Annotated in this window: 15 protein-coding genes; 8 read left to right on the forward strand and 7 right to left on the reverse strand. The window is 37.5% G+C overall.

Annotated elements, in window-relative coordinates; translation table 11 throughout:
* Positions 1 to 40 precede the first annotated feature (40 nt).
* From ACFOW1_RS15960 to ACFOW1_RS15970, 3 genes are all read right to left on the reverse strand, one after another.
* Positions 41 to 1057: a COX15/CtaA family protein gene (locus tag ACFOW1_RS15960; protein WP_379015659.1), complete on the reverse strand. Its 1017-nt coding sequence runs from the start codon at positions 1055 to 1057 to the stop codon at positions 41 to 43.
* Positions 1058 to 1189: 132 nt separating this feature from the next.
* Positions 1190 to 1414: a DUF6814 family protein gene (locus ACFOW1_RS15965; RefSeq protein ID WP_379015660.1), complete on the reverse strand. Its 225-nt coding sequence runs from the start codon at positions 1412 to 1414 to the stop codon at positions 1190 to 1192.
* Between the two features lie 82 nt (positions 1415 to 1496).
* Positions 1497 to 3005 carry an MFS transporter gene (locus ACFOW1_RS15970; RefSeq protein WP_379015662.1) on the reverse strand — a complete coding sequence of 503 codons (1509 nt, stop codon included), beginning with the start codon at positions 3003 to 3005 and terminating at the stop codon, positions 1497 to 1499.
* A gap of 164 nt (positions 3006 to 3169) precedes the next feature.
* On the opposite strand from ACFOW1_RS15970, the gene acs reads away from it, so the two are divergent.
* Positions 3170 to 5116: an acetate--CoA ligase gene (acs, locus tag ACFOW1_RS15975; RefSeq protein WP_379015664.1), complete on the forward strand. Its 1947-nt coding sequence runs from the start codon at positions 3170 to 3172 to the stop codon at positions 5114 to 5116.
* 63 nt (positions 5117 to 5179) lie between these two features.
* Here the strand turns inward: acs and ACFOW1_RS15980 are convergent, their stop codons facing one another.
* Positions 5180 to 5632, reverse strand: coding sequence for a nucleoside deaminase (locus ACFOW1_RS15980; protein WP_379015665.1), 453 nt, complete (start codon positions 5630 to 5632; stop codon positions 5180 to 5182).
* 93 nt (positions 5633 to 5725) lie between these two features.
* On the opposite strand from ACFOW1_RS15980, the gene ACFOW1_RS15985 reads away from it, so the two are divergent.
* Positions 5726 to 6313, forward strand: a complete 588-nt coding sequence (locus ACFOW1_RS15985; protein ID WP_379015666.1) for a glutathione peroxidase — start codon at positions 5726 to 5728, stop codon at positions 6311 to 6313.
* A gap of 70 nt (positions 6314 to 6383) precedes the next feature.
* On the forward strand, positions 6384 to 6935 hold the full coding sequence (locus tag ACFOW1_RS15990; RefSeq protein ID WP_379015667.1) for a hypothetical protein: 552 nt from the start codon (positions 6384 to 6386) through the stop codon (positions 6933 to 6935).
* A 5-nt stretch (positions 6936 to 6940) separates the two neighbouring features.
* On the opposite strand, the gene ACFOW1_RS15995 is transcribed toward ACFOW1_RS15990, so the two are convergent.
* The 3 genes from ACFOW1_RS15995 to hemH form a co-directional block, all read right to left on the reverse strand.
* Complete coding sequence (locus ACFOW1_RS15995; protein WP_379015668.1) at positions 6941 to 8089, reverse strand: methionine aminotransferase; 1149 nt, start codon at positions 8087 to 8089, stop codon at positions 6941 to 6943.
* 12 nt (positions 8090 to 8101) lie between these two features.
* Positions 8102 to 8653: a CopD family protein gene (locus tag ACFOW1_RS16000; protein ID WP_379015669.1), complete on the reverse strand. Its 552-nt coding sequence runs from the start codon at positions 8651 to 8653 to the stop codon at positions 8102 to 8104.
* Between the two features lie 100 nt (positions 8654 to 8753).
* Positions 8754 to 9797: a ferrochelatase gene (gene hemH, locus ACFOW1_RS16005; RefSeq protein WP_379015670.1), complete on the reverse strand. Its 1044-nt coding sequence runs from the start codon at positions 9795 to 9797 to the stop codon at positions 8754 to 8756.
* 284 nt (positions 9798 to 10081) lie between these two features.
* Between hemH and hemA the strand changes: the two genes are divergently transcribed.
* The 5 genes from hemA (at position 10082) to hemF (ending at position 15153) form a co-directional block, all read left to right on the forward strand.
* Entirely contained in the window at positions 10082 to 11326 is a 1245-nt protein-coding gene (gene hemA, locus ACFOW1_RS16010; RefSeq protein ID WP_379015671.1) for a glutamyl-tRNA reductase, read from the forward strand.
* A 7-nt stretch (positions 11327 to 11333) separates the two neighbouring features.
* On the forward strand, positions 11334 to 12296 hold the full coding sequence (hemC, locus tag ACFOW1_RS16015) for a hydroxymethylbilane synthase (protein WP_379015673.1): 963 nt from the start codon (positions 11334 to 11336) through the stop codon (positions 12294 to 12296).
* A complete protein-coding gene (locus ACFOW1_RS16020) occupies positions 12286 to 12990 on the forward strand; it encodes a uroporphyrinogen-III synthase (protein ID WP_379015675.1) in 705 nt (234 codons plus the stop codon). The genes hemC and ACFOW1_RS16020 overlap by 11 nt, the downstream gene beginning before the upstream one ends.
* A gap of 51 nt (positions 12991 to 13041) precedes the next feature.
* Positions 13042 to 14067 (forward strand): uroporphyrinogen decarboxylase, encoded by a 1026-nt coding sequence (hemE, locus tag ACFOW1_RS16025; RefSeq protein ID WP_379015676.1) that lies wholly within the window; start codon positions 13042 to 13044, stop codon positions 14065 to 14067.
* 81 nt (positions 14068 to 14148) lie between these two features.
* Positions 14149 to 15153 (forward strand): oxygen-dependent coproporphyrinogen oxidase, encoded by a 1005-nt coding sequence (gene hemF, locus ACFOW1_RS16030; protein ID WP_449302625.1) that lies wholly within the window; start codon positions 14149 to 14151, stop codon positions 15151 to 15153.
* The last annotated feature ends 183 nt before the right edge of the window (positions 15154 to 15336 follow it).

Genomic DNA, 15336 nt, shown 5'->3' on the forward strand with positions numbered 1-15336 from the left:
CAAAACAAGATAGCATAAAAATAGCAAGATTGCCTACTATTTATTTTACTTTAAGTTGCAAGAAATTGTTAAACACTACGGCTACTAGAATAGATGATACGAGTAAGTGCACAGGTTGTGCTGCTGGCGGAAAATTGACATATACCAATACAATACCTACGCCAATTTCTAAGAGTATCACGCCAATGGTATTTTTAAAACGTACAGCAGTTTTAAAAACACTTCTTGATTGTAAATAAGCATAAATAGCAAGCGCTGCAATCACCAAGGAGAAACTTCTGTGAATATAGAAATACAGGTTCAATTGTTCTACCCAACCACTTCTGTTTAAGTAGTTTAAATGTTCGGATATAGTATCTATTTGAGTACGCACATTTGTACCTAATAAGATTTGAGCAAAGACCAATAAAAGCAGTAAAATATTGAGGTTAACAATTTTTCTTGATGTAAATACCAAGCGTTTACCTTTTACCAAGAACATGATGTATAAACTTAAAAATACCATAGCTAATGCACCAAATAGGTGTAGTGATATTTTCAGTGCCGCCAAGTTGCTATCCACCACCGTTTTACCAAGCCAAGCTTGAAAACCTGTTAGTAGTATTAAGCCAAAACTTAAGAAAACTACACTTTTCTTTTGGCGCCAATACCACAAACTCCAAACAAATTGAATGGCGATAAAGATGCCTAATAAAGCGCCTAATAAGCGATTGAGATACTCAATCCATGTATTTAAGACATTGAATATGGCATAATTATGTTTTTCGTATTGCTTCCAGTTGGTAGGGTTAAATGTGGCGCCACTTATAAATTTTTCTTTTGCGTATTTTAGGCTATCGTTGTAAATAATAAACTGTCCTTTTTTATAAGCATGGTTGGGTTGAAATAGTACTTCTTTAATATCTGTTGGTGGTATGGCTTTGCCAAAACAATTAGGCCAATCTGGGCAGCCCATACCGCTTTGCGTCGTACGTACAACACTGCCTGCGATAATTACTAAAAAAACATTTACCAATACAAACCATAGATATATTCTAAAACTTCGTGAAGTAATCATCGGTATACAATTAAGGCAGTAAAGTTAGGTTGAATAAGGATGATTTATAAATGGTTGTCAAAACAAACAGCTTCTTATGCTTCATAGTAAAGAACAAAAAGCTGGCTAAATTCAAAGCGTTATTACTAGTAACTAGTCTTCTATTTTTTCATATTCACCTTGTAAAGCATACCAGCCAAATATTATCAAGCCAATGGCGATGGGAATACATATAGCAATAAAAACACCCCATTGAATTTTAGTATCCATAACGGGTTTCTTTTCCATCTCGCGCCAAGCAGTGCTAAATAAATAATATAGACTTAGCGGCCCAAGTATCATCCATATGATGCCGAGATATTTTTTTATGACGTTCATGTTATTTGTGATTGAAATGATTTTAATGATTATATGATTGGTTAAGAATATCAATGATGCTTTTGCATTGAGCAATATCATTTTAATCAGTGGCGATTTTTTTATTTGTAATATAAACTGAACCAATTACTAAGCATACGGTTGCTATGATTATTGGGTACCATAAACCTGCCAACTTATCATTGGTATAAATGGTCGTTAATAACGTAGCGATAAAAGGCGTTAAACCGCCAAATACACCATTACCAATGTGGTATGGCAAGCTCATAGAGGTATAACGAATTCTTGTAGGAAACATTTCCACTAAAAAGGCTGCAATTGGTCCGTATACCATGGTAACATAGGCTATCATCATAAACACAATAAACACCATTTTCCAATAACTGCTTGTGCCAAGCGTTTTTACGGTAGTAAGCGGTACAGGCGATTTTAAATTTAGCGTAGCTATTTCGCTAGAATCTCTCACCGCTTTAGTAATAGTTGTGCCATCATCGTAATAGTGCGTTGTTTTAATGACTCTTACAAAGTCTTTACTATCTTTTACAGCGTAAGAAATAGATTCAATCTTTTTGCTATCAACTATTTCTATTTTGTTTTTTTCGTTACTAATTTCTAGCAAGCACGAAAACAAAAACCTGTAACTAACGATAGCTAATAACATGCCCGTTAGCATAATCCATTTGCGGCCAATTTTATCGCTCAAGCCACCAAACAATACAAAGCCTGGTGTTGCAAATACAATGGCCCAAATTAATATGGTTCTGCTTTGTTCAAACTCTACTTTACAAACATTTTCAATAAAACTTTGTGCGTAAAACTGCCCCGTGTACCATACTACGCCTTGGCCCATTGTGGCACCAAACAAAGCAAGCAATACCATCTTCAAATGTTGTTTTTTCCCAAAGCTTTCTTTTAAAGGATTGGCAGAGGTTTTGCCTTCGGCTTTCATTTTGCTAAACAATGGGCTTTCGCTCATTTTTAAGCGTACATAAATAGATACGCCTACTAATACTATCGAGACCCAAAAAGGTACACGCCAGCCCCAATCGTTAAAGGTATCTACGCCTAAAGATTTACGGGTTAATAATATCACACCTAAGGAAACGAACAAACCCAAGGTTGCGGTGGTTTGTATCCAACTGGTAAAATAACCGCGCTTGTTTGCTGGCGAATGTTCGGCCACATAGGTAGCTGCGCCCCCATATTCACCGCCAAGTGCAAGGCCTTGAATTAATCGTAATAATAACACCAAAATAGGTGCTAGATAACCAATTTTTGAAAAGGAGGGTACTAGGCCAATTGCAAATGTGGCACCACCCATCAATATTAATGTTAATAGAAAAGTGTATTTTCTACCTACAATATCTCCAAGTCTACCAAATACCAATGCACCAAAAGGTCTTACTATAAAGCCTGCGGCAAATGTGGCTAATGTACTAAGTAGAGCCGCTGTAGGATTAGAAGAAGGGAAAAATTGTGCAGCAATAAGCGGTGCAAGACTACCGAAAATGTAAAAGTCGTACCACTCAATAAGGGTACCCATCGACGAGGCCATAATAACTTTTCTAATGGCGCTGCTATTTAATTCCATAAGGCGTTAGTTGTATCGTTTTGAGGATGGAAAATACTACTTTATCTATTATAAACCATGCTGCTCGGTCTTACGATGAGAATTAGTTGCTGATAAATTCCTTTTCAATTATTCCCACCATCATTTTATCTTCATCACCTCAAAACAAAAGTATTTAGCTAGCTATGTCATATCCTTACCAGATTAATTCGTTTGAACAGTATCAAGCAGCATACAAAAAAAGTGTAGAAAATCCCGAAAGCTTTTGGGGTGAAATTGCCAAAAATTTTATTTGGCGCAAGCAATGGGATAAAGTACTTAATTGGAATTTTAAAGAACCAACTATTGAATGGTTTAAAGGCGGCAAACTTAATATTACAGAAAACTGTATTGATAGACATTTGGATGAACTTGGCGAGAAGCCAGCTATTATTTGGGAGCCAAATAATCCTGAAGAAAGAACACGCATTGTAACTTATAACCGTTTGCACAAAAGGGTTTGCCAATTTGCACAAGTATTAATTAATAATGGTGTAAAAAAAGGTGATCGTGTGTGTATTTACATGGGTATGGTGCCAGAATTGGCTTATGCAGTATTGGGTTGTGCTAGAATTGGTGCTATTCATTCGGTTATTTTTGGCGGGTTTTCGGCTCAGAGTATTGCGGATAGATTGTATGATGCTGGTGCAGAATTTATTGTTACCTGCGATGGTGCTTATCGTGGTGAAAAAGTAATACCGCTTAAAAGCGTCATCGATGATGCTCTAATTGGTAATAGAACGGTAAAAAAAGTAATTGTTTACACACGTACCAGAACGCCAGTATCTATGTTAAAAGGTAGAGATATATGGTGGGAAGACGAAATGGAATACGCAGAACATCAAGTAGAAAAAGATGGTGTTGTTAGCTTTCCTGCTGAAGAAATGGATGCAGAAGATCCACTATTTATTTTGTACACTAGTGGTAGTACTGGTAAACCTAAAGGTGTGGTACATAGTTGCGCAGGCTATATGGTGTATACCAATTATACATTTGTAAATGTATTTAATTATCAGCCCGGCCAAGTACATTTTTGTACAGCAGATATTGGTTGGATTACGGGTCACTCTTACATTGTGTACGGTCCTTTGAGCGCAGGCGGAACAAGTTTAATGTTTGAAGGTGTGCCTACTTATCCTAATGCTGGTAGATTTTGGGATATTGTAGACAAATACAAAGTGAATATTTTGTATACAGCACCTACTGCAATTAGAAGCTTAATGGGCTTTGGTTTAGAGCCTTTGCAGGGGAAAGATTTATCGTCTTTAAAAGTATTAGGTACTGTAGGCGAACCCATTAATGAGGAAGCCTGGCATTGGTATGATGAACATATTGGTAAGAAAAAATGTCCGATAGTAGATACTTGGTGGCAAACAGAAACGGGTGGTGTTTTAATAAGCAATATCGCTGGTATTACGCCGTCTAAACCAGGCTGGGCCACACTACCACTGCCTGGTGTGCAAATGGTATTGGTAGATGAAAAAGGCGAGGTAGTAGAAGATGGTGATGAAGCAACGGTAAGTGGTAATTTATGTATTAAAGCGCCTTGGCCTTCTATTTTACGTACGACTTATGGCGACCATGAGCGCTGTCGTGTCAACTATTTTGCTACTTATGAAGATTTGTATTTTACAGGTGATGGTGCGCTAAGAAATAAAGACGGCTTTTACAGAATTACTGGCCGTGTAGATGATGTGCTAAATGTAAGCGGTCACCGTATAGGAACCGCAGAAGTTGAGAACGCTTTGAACATGCATGCAGGTGTTGTAGAAAGTGCTGTCGTTGGCTATCCACACGATATCAAAGGGCAAGGTATTTATGCTTATGTGGTACTTGATAAAGTACATGGTGCGCACAACAACGATGAGACGCTTACTAGAAAAGACATTTTGCAAACTGTAACAAGGGTAATTGGTGCGATTGCCAAACCAGATAAAATTCAGTTTGTAAGTGGTCTGCCCAAAACGAGAAGTGGTAAAATCATGCGCCGCATCTTAAGAAAAATTGCAGAAGGCGAAGTAGACAATCTAGGCGATACTTCTACATTATTAGACCCAAGTGTGGTGGATGAAATAAAAACCAATAAGCTGTAATTAGTAATATTAAAATAAAATGCCCTGTTATTGAAATAGCTAAGGGGCATTTTATTTTAATTTTTAGCGCTTATTTTTAAAAAAATCCTTCATCAGTTTGGCACATTCAACAGCTAAAATACCAGTTACAATCTCAGTTTTAGGATGTAATGGGCTGCTACTTGTAAATTTCCGATAGCCATTCTTATCATCTGTGGTGCCATATACAATTTTACCAATCTTGCCCCAATACATGGCGCCACAACACATAAGGCAAGGTTCTACTGTAACATATAAGGTTGCTTCTGGTAAATATTTACTACCAAAAGCATTATAAGCAGTTGTAAGCGCCAAAATTTCTGCATGGGCAGTACTGTCATTTAGCATTTCTACTTGGTTATGGCCTTTGGCAATAATTTTATTATTTACGACAACTATTGCGCCTACGGGCACTTCATCTTTATAAAAAGCTGCTTCAGCTTCCCTTATAGCTTGGCGCATAAAATACTCATGTGAAAATTTAACTTCATCAAACATGTGTGCAAAATAATCATTTGTTGAAAGCTGTATAAAAAAGATGAACTTGGCAACTTATTAAGCCCACCATTTGTTTTATAAAAAAATTGATCCATGACCGTTAAACAACGTATTTTAAAAACCATTTATCCATTAATCATGTTGAAGGGTAAATGGTTGCCGTCTAAAATTGATATACAGAAAAATGTTGTACTTGCGCCAAGTACCACATCTATATACGATTTGGAACTGGTGTTAAATGATGGCAATACCATCACTTTAAATAAATACAAAGGCCAAAAATTGGTAATTGTAAACACGGCTAGCGATTGTGGCTATACGGGTCAGTACGATGAATTGGAAAGTGTTTATACTGAATACAAGGGTAAGGTGATGGTGATTGCTTTTCCCGCCAATAACTTTCAAAACCAAGAAAGTGCTGATGATAATACCATTGCGCAGTTTTGTAGAATGAATTACGGTATTAGTTTTCCGATAGCGAAGAAAACAAGTGTTATTAAAAATACGCACCAGCATCCTATTTTTCAATGGCTTTCTAGTAAAGAAAAAAACGGATGGTGTCGCCAAGCACCTATCTGGAATTTTTGTAAATATGTCATTAATGAGGAGGGGATTTTAACCCATTTCTTCTCTCAGAACATTTCGCCAACAAGTAAAGTTTTTTTGGCATCCCTAGTTTAAGGGAGGGCCATAAATTGTAGTACTGGTAAAATGTCGTTAGTTTTACGTATCCTAATGAACTCTTATTACCATGCTTACGAAAAACGACATTGAACAGTATTTTACTGCTGAGAAAAACGACGCACGGGTCTTTATTTTTATTGGCATAATGTCTATTATCATTGCAGTGTTAGGTTTCTTAATTTATAGAACCGAAGCCTGGAAAGGCGCAGCTTTACCATTAATCCTCATTGGCTTGATTCAGTTTTTTGTTGGCAATGCTACTCTTAAGCGCAGCGATGAAGATAGAATACGTATGGTATACGCTTACGATATGAATCCCGGAGAAATAAAATCATTCGAACTACCTAGAATGAATGTGGTCAATAAAAATTTTACTACCTACCGCTTACTTCAGTTTGCCTTAGTGGTAACAGGCTTGATGTTAGTACTTTATAATAGTTTTTTTTCCTTGCCCGAATACAAACAAGTAGGGGAATATTCATTTTCGCATGGTTTGGGTATTGCGCTTTCTATTCAAGCAATTATCTTGTTGAGTACCGACTTTTTTGCCGAAAAACGAGCAGCTAAATACACTACACAAATTAAAAGTTATGTTCAAGCGTTGAATGTAGCTAGATAATTGGTTTATGCTTTGAAACTCACCAAGCCTTCTATTGCTTTGTCAAGGGTATTTTTCTGCTTTGCAAAACAAAAGCGTAGTACTTGATTGTCAGTACTATCTTTATAAAAAGCCGATACGGGTACTGTTGCAACGCCATGATGTTTGGTTAAATAAATAGCCAAATCTTTATCAGCCAAATTACTCAAGCCTTCAAAACTATAACATTCAAAATAGCTTCCATGAGATGGGATAAGCTTAAAAGCAGTATTAGCCATCAAGCTTCTGAAATAATCTCTTTTTTCTTGCAGCATGGTACCTAGCGATAAGTACGCTTCTTTATGGGTAATGTGCGCTGCCAAGGCTACCTGCTTTGGCGTATCGCAAGTAAAGCAGTTAAACTGGTGTATTTTTCTAAACTCAGCCATTAAGCTTGGCGAAGCAATGCAATAGCCCAATTTCCAGCCAGTGCAGTGGTATGTTTTGCCAAAAGAAAAACATACAAAACTACGTTCTAGTAAATCTGCGTGGCGCAAAATACTTTGATGTGTGATACCATCATATATCAAATGCTCATATACTTCATCGCTTAAAATAAGAATGTTTGTATTGGTTACGATGCTTCTTAGTTCTACAATATCTTGTTCACTCAGCACACTACCTGTTGGGTTGTGTGGACTGTTAATCATAATTACTCTTGTTTTGCTTGTCAGCTTTGCTCTAACTTCATCCCAAGGAATAGAATAATCTGGATATTGTAATGCAATGCGCACCGCTACCCCCCCGTTTACTTCAATATTAGGTATATAACTATCGTATGCTGGCTCAAAAACGATCACTTCGTCCCCTGGCTGCAACACAGTTGTTAATGCGGTGTAAATGGCATAAGTACCACCCGGTGTAACCGTTATTTGTGTATCTGGATGAATATTGATTTGATATAATTGCGCCACTTTCTCTGACAACCTTTCTCTTAATAAAGGTAAACCATTCATATGAGCATATTGGTTAAAACCATCACGCATGGCTTTTGCAACAAGATCTGTCAATTCTTCACTCATCATAAAATCAGGAAAACCTTGCCCTAAGTTCACAGCGTTGTGTTCTACCGCTAGCTGACTCATCACTGTAAAAATAGTAGTGCCCACATTGGGTAGCTTCGATTGAATATACATTAGATATATAAATTAAGATGATTTGCTTCTCAGATTTTTATAAATTTTTATAGCACTCATTAATAGGGCAATAAAACAAGCCAAGCCTACCATCCCCCACACCAAACTCATAGATTGTTTTACCACTACCAGCATGATTATTGCGATTAAAAGAATGGTGGCAACCTCATTCCATACCCGCATTTGCTGAGACGTATATTTAAATACGCCTTTTACTTGTTGCCTAAATAAAACGTGCAATGTGTAAAAGTACACGTACAGAAAAACTACGAAAATGAGCTTTAGTAATAACCATCTACTGCCAGCATCCAATAAGCCATATTGCCAATGACCCATAAATAGAACAGCGGGTCCAAATATGAGCGTTAATATAGCCGAAGGCCAAGTAATGCCATACCACAAGCGTTGCATCATAATGGTAAATTGGTCGCGCAAAGCTTGTTTTGCTGCTTCGGGTTTTTCACCCGCTTCAATATTGTAAATGAACAATCGGGGCATGTAAAACATACCAGCAAACCATGTTACAATAAATATTATGTGGAGGGCTTTGAGATAGAGATACATAACCATTGATTGATAATAATGATATGATTTTCTGTGATATCGTCTGCAATTATATGCTTTATTTTAACTTCCCTTCTTATCGCATTATCAAATCATCAAATTATCCCATTACGGCTTCACTCTCACTTTCTTTCACCCATTTTGTTACCGCATTTATCCATAGCGGATGCGTATTTAAGCAAGGTATCATTTCATAACTTTCACCGCCAGCTTCCATAAAATCTTCCTTCCCACGAATGGCGATCTCTTCCAAAGTTTCTAAACAGTCGCTCACAAATGCCGGACATATCACCAATAATTTTTTAATACCTTCACTTGGCATGTCTTTCAATCTAAAGTCTGTATAGGGTTTTAGCCAAGGGTCTCTACCCAATCTCGATTGAAACGCATAGCTGTATTTCTCTTTTGGCAAGCCCAAAGCTTGTGCCGTTAATTCGGTGGTAACCAAACATTGGTGTCTATAACAAGTGTCGTGCGCTACAGAATCTACACTACAGCAATTTTCTTGCATTAAGCAATGTTGTTTGGTAGGGTCTGTTTTTTTGAGATGTCTTTCTGGTATACCATGAAAACTAAATAAGATATGGTCAAATTCTTGAGATAAATATGGCTTTATGTTTTCAGCAAATGCATGAATATAATCTGGATTATTGTAATAAGGCTTTATGGTTTGTAGGGTAAATGGATATTGGTATTTCGCATGCACTTCTTTCATGTAATCAACCGCCGTTTCATAACTACTCATCGCATAATGCGGATAAAGCGGTACCAATACTACTTCTTCAATACTTGGATGTTCTTGCATCAATTTATCATAAGCGTATTTTGGCGAAGGATTACCATAACGCATGGCTATTTCAACGGGTTCTTCGAAGTTCTCTTGTACTTTGGCTTGTAATTGTTTTGTAATTTGTATGAGTGGCGAGCCTTCTTTCCACCAAATGGTTTTGTAGGCATGTGCACTTTTTGGGGCACGTAATGGTACAATAATGCCGCGCACGAGTAATAAACGCACCAAATAAGGGATGTCTATTACTTTTTCGTCCATCAAAAATTCTGCTAAATATTTGCGTACATCACTCGTTTTGGTACTATCTGGTGAACCAAGATTCATCAAAATAATACCACGTTTTATATTGCTCATGTAAAATGTTTTAAAAGTTTTAATAGCGCAACAACACCATTTTCGTAAACTTATCTATGTCAAAATGGTATTTGTAGCTTTATCTTATCTGTAGATATTGTTGTATGTTTTTGACTGTCACCTTAAATAAGGCACGCAAAAATAACCCCCATTCTCCCAAATTGTTCAGCAATATGATATTAATCAGGTTTCACCAATTTATGACATTAGCATGACAGAGAAAAGCCTCCTAAAACAAACTCAGCAATACCTTTGCACGTAACTAAGAGGAATAAAACAAGCAGATGAACCCAAAACAATCCATTGACATTTCCAATTTTTACATTGCAGGTATCAATTACCGCAAGTCTGATGCGTCAATTCGTGGACATTTTGCTATTTCAAACGAGCGTAACGCCATTTTACTGCAATCAGCATCACAATATCAAATAGACGAATTTTTTATACTATCAACTTGCAATCGTACTGAAATTTATGGCGTAGCACCAAGTGCTGAAAATTTAATTGAGTTATTATGCACTGAAACTGTTGGTGATAAAGCTACTTTTCAGCAAATGGCTTATATTAAACGTGGTTACGATGCGATCAACCATTTATTTTCTGTAGCTGCAGGTTTAGATTCTCAAATTCTTGGCGATTACGAAATTGTTGGTCAGTTAAAATTGGCGGTAAAGCTTGCAAGAGATTATAACTGCATCGGGGCTTTTTTAGACAGATTGGTAAATATTGTATTGCAAGCCTCTAAAAGCATTAAAAATAATACACAGTTAAGTGGTGGCACGGTGTCAGTTTCTTTTGCTGCCATACAGTTTTTAAAAGAACATGTAAGCGATATCGCAACTAAAAAGATCGTACTATTAGGTACAGGTAAAATTGGTAGAAATACTTGTAAAAATGTGGTTGATTATCTCGCAACCACCAATGTTACTTTAATTAACCGTACGGAAGATAAAGCGATAGAATTGGCTGAAACTTTAGGTTTGGGTACAGCGCCTTATAGTCATATTGAACAAGAAGTGGCCGCTGCTGATATTGTGATTGTTGCTACCAATTCTCAAGAACCTATCATTACAAAAGCACAGTTGAAACATTGCAATACCAAAGTATTGATAGATTTATCTATACCAAATAATATAGAACCACGCTGCAAAGAGTTGTCGCATATTACGCTAGTAAATGTGGATGACTTATCAAAAATTAACGATGCGACTTTGCAAAAGCGTGTTGCAGAAATTCCAAAGGCAAAAGCGATTATCCAAACCCATATCCATGAGTTTACAGATTGGTATCAAATGCGTAAAAACGTACCAGTCATCACTGCTGTAAAAACAAAGTTGCAACACATGCAAGCTTGTAATTTGTTCATGAGTTATTCATCACAATTTACAACGACAGCAACTGCACTTCATACCGAAGAGCGCATAAAAAAAGTCATCAACAATATGGCGCAAAATATGCGCAAGCAAAATAAGGGCGGTTGTAATTATATAGAAGCTATCAACGATTTCATGGCTCATAGCGCCAATTAATTTCATTATGCAGACACCCATTCGCATAGGCACAAGAGAAAGCCAGCTAGCCGTATGGCAAGCAACCACTGTTCAGCAATTATTACAAAAAAACGGCATTGCTGCCGAACTCGTGTATATTAAAAGTGACGGTGATATTGACCTTAAAACGCCTTTGTACGAGATGGGTGTGCAAGGTATTTTTACTCGCAGCTTAGACATCGCTTTATTGAATGGTGCTATCGATATTGCCGTACACTCAATGAAAGATGTACCCACACAATTGCCTCAAGGCATGGTGCAATGCGCTGTTTTAGAACGAGCAAGTTTTAAAGATATTTTAGTAGTCAATGGTGAATTGTCAAATGTCAGTAGTCAGTTGTCATTAGCAAGCGATAGTAACCCTGAATTTCAAATTTCAAATTCCAAATTAGTAATCGCTACCAGCAGTATTCGTAGAAAAGCACAGTGGCTGCATCGCTATCCAAACCATATTATTGAGAACTTGCGGGGCAATGTTAATACGCGACTAAAAAAAGTTGCAGAAAGCAACTGGGACGGGGCCATCTTTGCAGGAGCAGGGTTAGAGCGTATCAATTTGCGACCTGCTAGTAGTATTGATTTAGATTGGATGTTGCCTGCTCCTGCGCAAGGTGCTATTATGGTGGTTTGTAGAGAAGGCGATACCAAATGTTTTGAGGCTTGTCAGCATTTCCACCATACTGACACTGCTTTGTGTACACAAATAGAACGCGACTTTTTAAGAGCTTTGATGGGTGGCTGTTCTACTCCAATCAGTGCATTGGCACAAATACAAAATAATCAAGTACATTTTAAAGGTAATATTGTAGCCGTTGATGGTACTGCAAAAGTAGAGATAGAAAACACAGTTCTTATTTCTGAAGCAACAGACCTAGGGTGTATCGCAGCAAAAGCTATTTTAGAACAAGGTGGTAAAGCCATTGTAGACTCGATTAACCATGCTAACTAAACCTGTAAACGTTTTATTTACCCGACCATTAGATGCCATACTTGCGCAAAAAGCATCGTTAAGAAAAGTATTGGTAGATACGGCTAAATTTATTGAAACCAAAACCACTAATGACCAAGTAATCATTGAGAGTGTAAGAGCAACGAGTGATAAGGCGGCAACTGTTATTTTTACAAGTACTAATGCGGTAGAGGCGGTGGTATCCTTCATTGCTATTAAACCAAACTGGGATATTTATTGTATTGGTGGCGCTACTAAAGATGCAGTAATTGAGGTATTTGGCGAAGCAGCCATTAAATCTTTGGCAAAAAGTGCCGCCAATTTGGCTGAGAAAATCATTACTGCAGGTAATGTAGAAAAAGTGGTGTTTTTCTGTGGTGATCAACGCTTAACTACTTTGCCAGAAACCCTTATTGCAAACGGTATTGAAGTAGAAGAATTGGTAGTATATAATACAGAGTTAACACCGCAAGTAGTTGAGAAAAATTATCATGGGATAGCATTTTTTAGCCCAAGTGCTGTGCATAGTTTTTTCTCAGAAAACACAGTCGCTACTAGTGTCATTCTATTTGCAATTGGTAAAACAACAGCAGCCACTATTGCTAGCTATTGTAGTAACAAAATAGTTACTTGCGAATGGCCAGGTAGCGAGCAAATGTTAGATACCGTTATTCATTACTTTGAAAAGAATTAAATTATAGACTTTCCAAGTTTCAAAAACTTTGAGAGCTAACAAAATAAACAAATGCTACAAAACGATTTATTATTACGCACATTACGTGGCGAAGCAACAGAAAGAGTACCAGTTTGGATGATGCGTCAAGCGGGTAGGTTTTTGCCTGAATACAGAGCATTGAGAGAAAAATATAGCTTCTTTGAAAGATGCCAAACACCCGCATTAGCAGCTGAAATTACTATTCAGCCAGTAGATATTGTAGGTGTAGATGCAGCCATCTTATTCTCAGATATTTTAGTAGTACCACAAGCCATGGGCTTAGAGGTGCAAATGGTAGAAAGCAAAGGACCAATTTTGCCTGAGCCAATTGTAACAACAGCCGATTTAGCCCGCATTCAAGTGCCTAATGTAGATGAAACTTTGGGCTATGTTTTTGATGCGGTAAAGTTAATTAAGGAAGAATTGAATGGTCGTGTGCCATTAATTGGGTTTGCAGGAGCACCTTGGACGTTATTGTGCTACATGGTAGAGGGTAAAGGCTCTAAAACATTTGATAAGGCGAAACAATTTTGTTATACACAACCTGAATTAGCACATACGGTTTTGCAAATGATTACCGATACAACCATAGCTTACTTAAAAGGGCAAGCGAAGGCTGGTGCAGATGTGGTACAAATTTTTGATAGTTGGGGTGGGTTGCTAAGCCCTGCAGATTTTGAAAATTTGTCGTTGAAATATATCCGACAAATTGTTGCCGCTTTAAAAGATGACGTGTTAACGATTGTGTTTGCGAAAGGGGCATTTAATAGTTTAGATGCGATGGCAGCAACTGGTGCAGCAGGTTTGGGTATTGATTGGTGTATTAAACCACATTTGGCTCGGCAGTTGGCTGGTGATAATGTTACACTTCAAGGTAATTTCGACCCAGCTAAATTATTGGCACCTATACCTGTCATTATTGAAGAAACAAAAGCTATGTTAAAAGCTTTTGGGAAAGGTAGATATATAGCGAATCTCGGTCATGGGATTTTACCAAACGTACCAGTAGACCATGCAAAAGCATTTATCAATACGATAAAAGAATGGGAAGGATAATAGTGAGTAGTGAATGGTGAAAAGTGAATATCGTTTTTGCGAAGCTAAAAAAGCACTATTGAATGCTTTACAACCTATAATATGAATTTAAACAATATTATTAGTACTACAAAATCATCCCCTTTGGGGATTAAGCAACATTGGATTGACTACATTCATACCCTTCAAAACCATATCTGCATGGCTTTAGAGCTTGAAGATGGTAAAGCTGTGTTCGTAGAAGATGCTTGGGAAAGACCTGAAGGTGGTGGTGGCAAAACGCGGGTGATTGCTAATGGCAATGTGTTTGAAAAAGGTGGTGTAAATACATCGGTGGTAGAAGGTTTGGTAACAGATGCCATGCGTAAACAATTGAATATTCAGGGTCATAAATGGTTTGCTTGTGGCTTGAGTTTGGTAATACATCCTTATAATCCTTTTGTGCCTACGGTGCATTGCAATTATCGCATGTTTGAGTTGTATGACGAGCAAGATAATGTAATAGATAGATGGTTTGGTGGCGGTACAGATTTGACGCCTTATTACTTGTTTGAAGAAGATGCCAAGCATTTTCACTTGATATATAAAACGGTGTGTGATGGGTTTGACAAAAGCTTTTACCTAACTTTTAAAAAAGTGTGTGATGACTATTTTGTAAACACGCACCGTGGTACCGAGAGACGAGGCATTGGCGGTATTTTTTATGACCATCAAAAGCCATCAGAAGCGAGGGATGTAAACTTTTGGATGAACTTTGGAAAAGCTTGTGGGAATGCATTTACAGATGCTTATATACCCATTGTAGAGCGTAGAAAGCATATGACTTTTACACCTGAAAACAAGCATTGGCAAGAAATAAGAAGAGGCCGATATGTAGAGTTTAATTTGGTGCATGACAGAGGTACATTGTTTGGCTTAAAGACTAATGGGCGTATTGAAAGTATATTGATGAGTTTGCCCCCAACAGTGCGTTTTGAATACAACTATCAGCCTGTTGCAGGTAGTGAAGAAGATAAATTATTACAAGCTTGTTTACACCCAAAAGAGTGGGTGAGTGAGCAAGAAATAGATGCGGAAACTTGGGCGAGAAAGGTGAATAGTTGTTAGGAAATTTTGGTGACCAGCAGCAGTAAATCTATTGGTCTTCGTTGCGTCGCACACTGCAACGTTTGGCTCTTTTCTCGACAGGAAAAACTTTGGCTAAAGCCAATCACATATAAGTCATTAACCCAAGGCTTAAGCCTGGGGTTAAAACAAGAATCTAAAAAGGCTTTAGCCGAAGACTAGCCT

It is taken from the genome of Parasediminibacterium paludis, assembly GCF_042651445.1.
Taxonomy (GTDB): Bacteria; Bacteroidota; Bacteroidia; order Chitinophagales; family Chitinophagaceae; genus Parasediminibacterium; species Parasediminibacterium paludis.

Bases quoted from the DNA above. Each gene is read 5' to 3' on its own strand.
- ACFOW1_RS15960 (WP_379015659.1), bottom strand. From the start codon at position 1,057: ATGATTACTTCACGAAGTTTTAGAATATATCTATGGTTTGTATTGGTA.
- ACFOW1_RS15965 (WP_379015660.1), bottom strand. From the start codon at position 1,414: ATGAACGTCATAAAAAAATATCTCGGCATCATATGGATGATACTTGGG.
- ACFOW1_RS15970 (WP_379015662.1), bottom strand. From the start codon at position 3,005: ATGGAATTAAATAGCAGCGCCATTAGAAAAGTTATTATGGCCTCGTCG.
- acs (WP_379015664.1), top strand. From the start codon at position 3,170: ATGTCATATCCTTACCAGATTAATTCGTTTGAACAGTATCAAGCAGCA.
- ACFOW1_RS15980 (WP_379015665.1), bottom strand. From the start codon at position 5,632: ATGTTTGATGAAGTTAAATTTTCACATGAGTATTTTATGCGCCAAGCT.
- ACFOW1_RS15985 (WP_379015666.1), top strand. From the start codon at position 5,726: ATGACCGTTAAACAACGTATTTTAAAAACCATTTATCCATTAATCATG.
- ACFOW1_RS15990 (WP_379015667.1), top strand. From the start codon at position 6,384: ATGCTTACGAAAAACGACATTGAACAGTATTTTACTGCTGAGAAAAAC.
- ACFOW1_RS15995 (WP_379015668.1), bottom strand. From the start codon at position 8,089: ATGTATATTCAATCGAAGCTACCCAATGTGGGCACTACTATTTTTACA.
- ACFOW1_RS16000 (WP_379015669.1), bottom strand. From the start codon at position 8,653: ATGTATCTCTATCTCAAAGCCCTCCACATAATATTTATTGTAACATGG.
- hemH (WP_379015670.1), bottom strand. From the start codon at position 9,797: ATGAGCAATATAAAACGTGGTATTATTTTGATGAATCTTGGTTCACCA.
- hemA (WP_379015671.1), top strand. From the start codon at position 10,082: ATGAACCCAAAACAATCCATTGACATTTCCAATTTTTACATTGCAGGT.
- hemC (WP_379015673.1), top strand. From the start codon at position 11,334: ATGCAGACACCCATTCGCATAGGCACAAGAGAAAGCCAGCTAGCCGTA.
- ACFOW1_RS16020 (WP_379015675.1), top strand. From the start codon at position 12,286: ATGCTAACTAAACCTGTAAACGTTTTATTTACCCGACCATTAGATGCC.
- hemE (WP_379015676.1), top strand. From the start codon at position 13,042: ATGCTACAAAACGATTTATTATTACGCACATTACGTGGCGAAGCAACA.
- hemF (WP_449302625.1), top strand. From the start codon at position 14,149: ATGAATTTAAACAATATTATTAGTACTACAAAATCATCCCCTTTGGGG.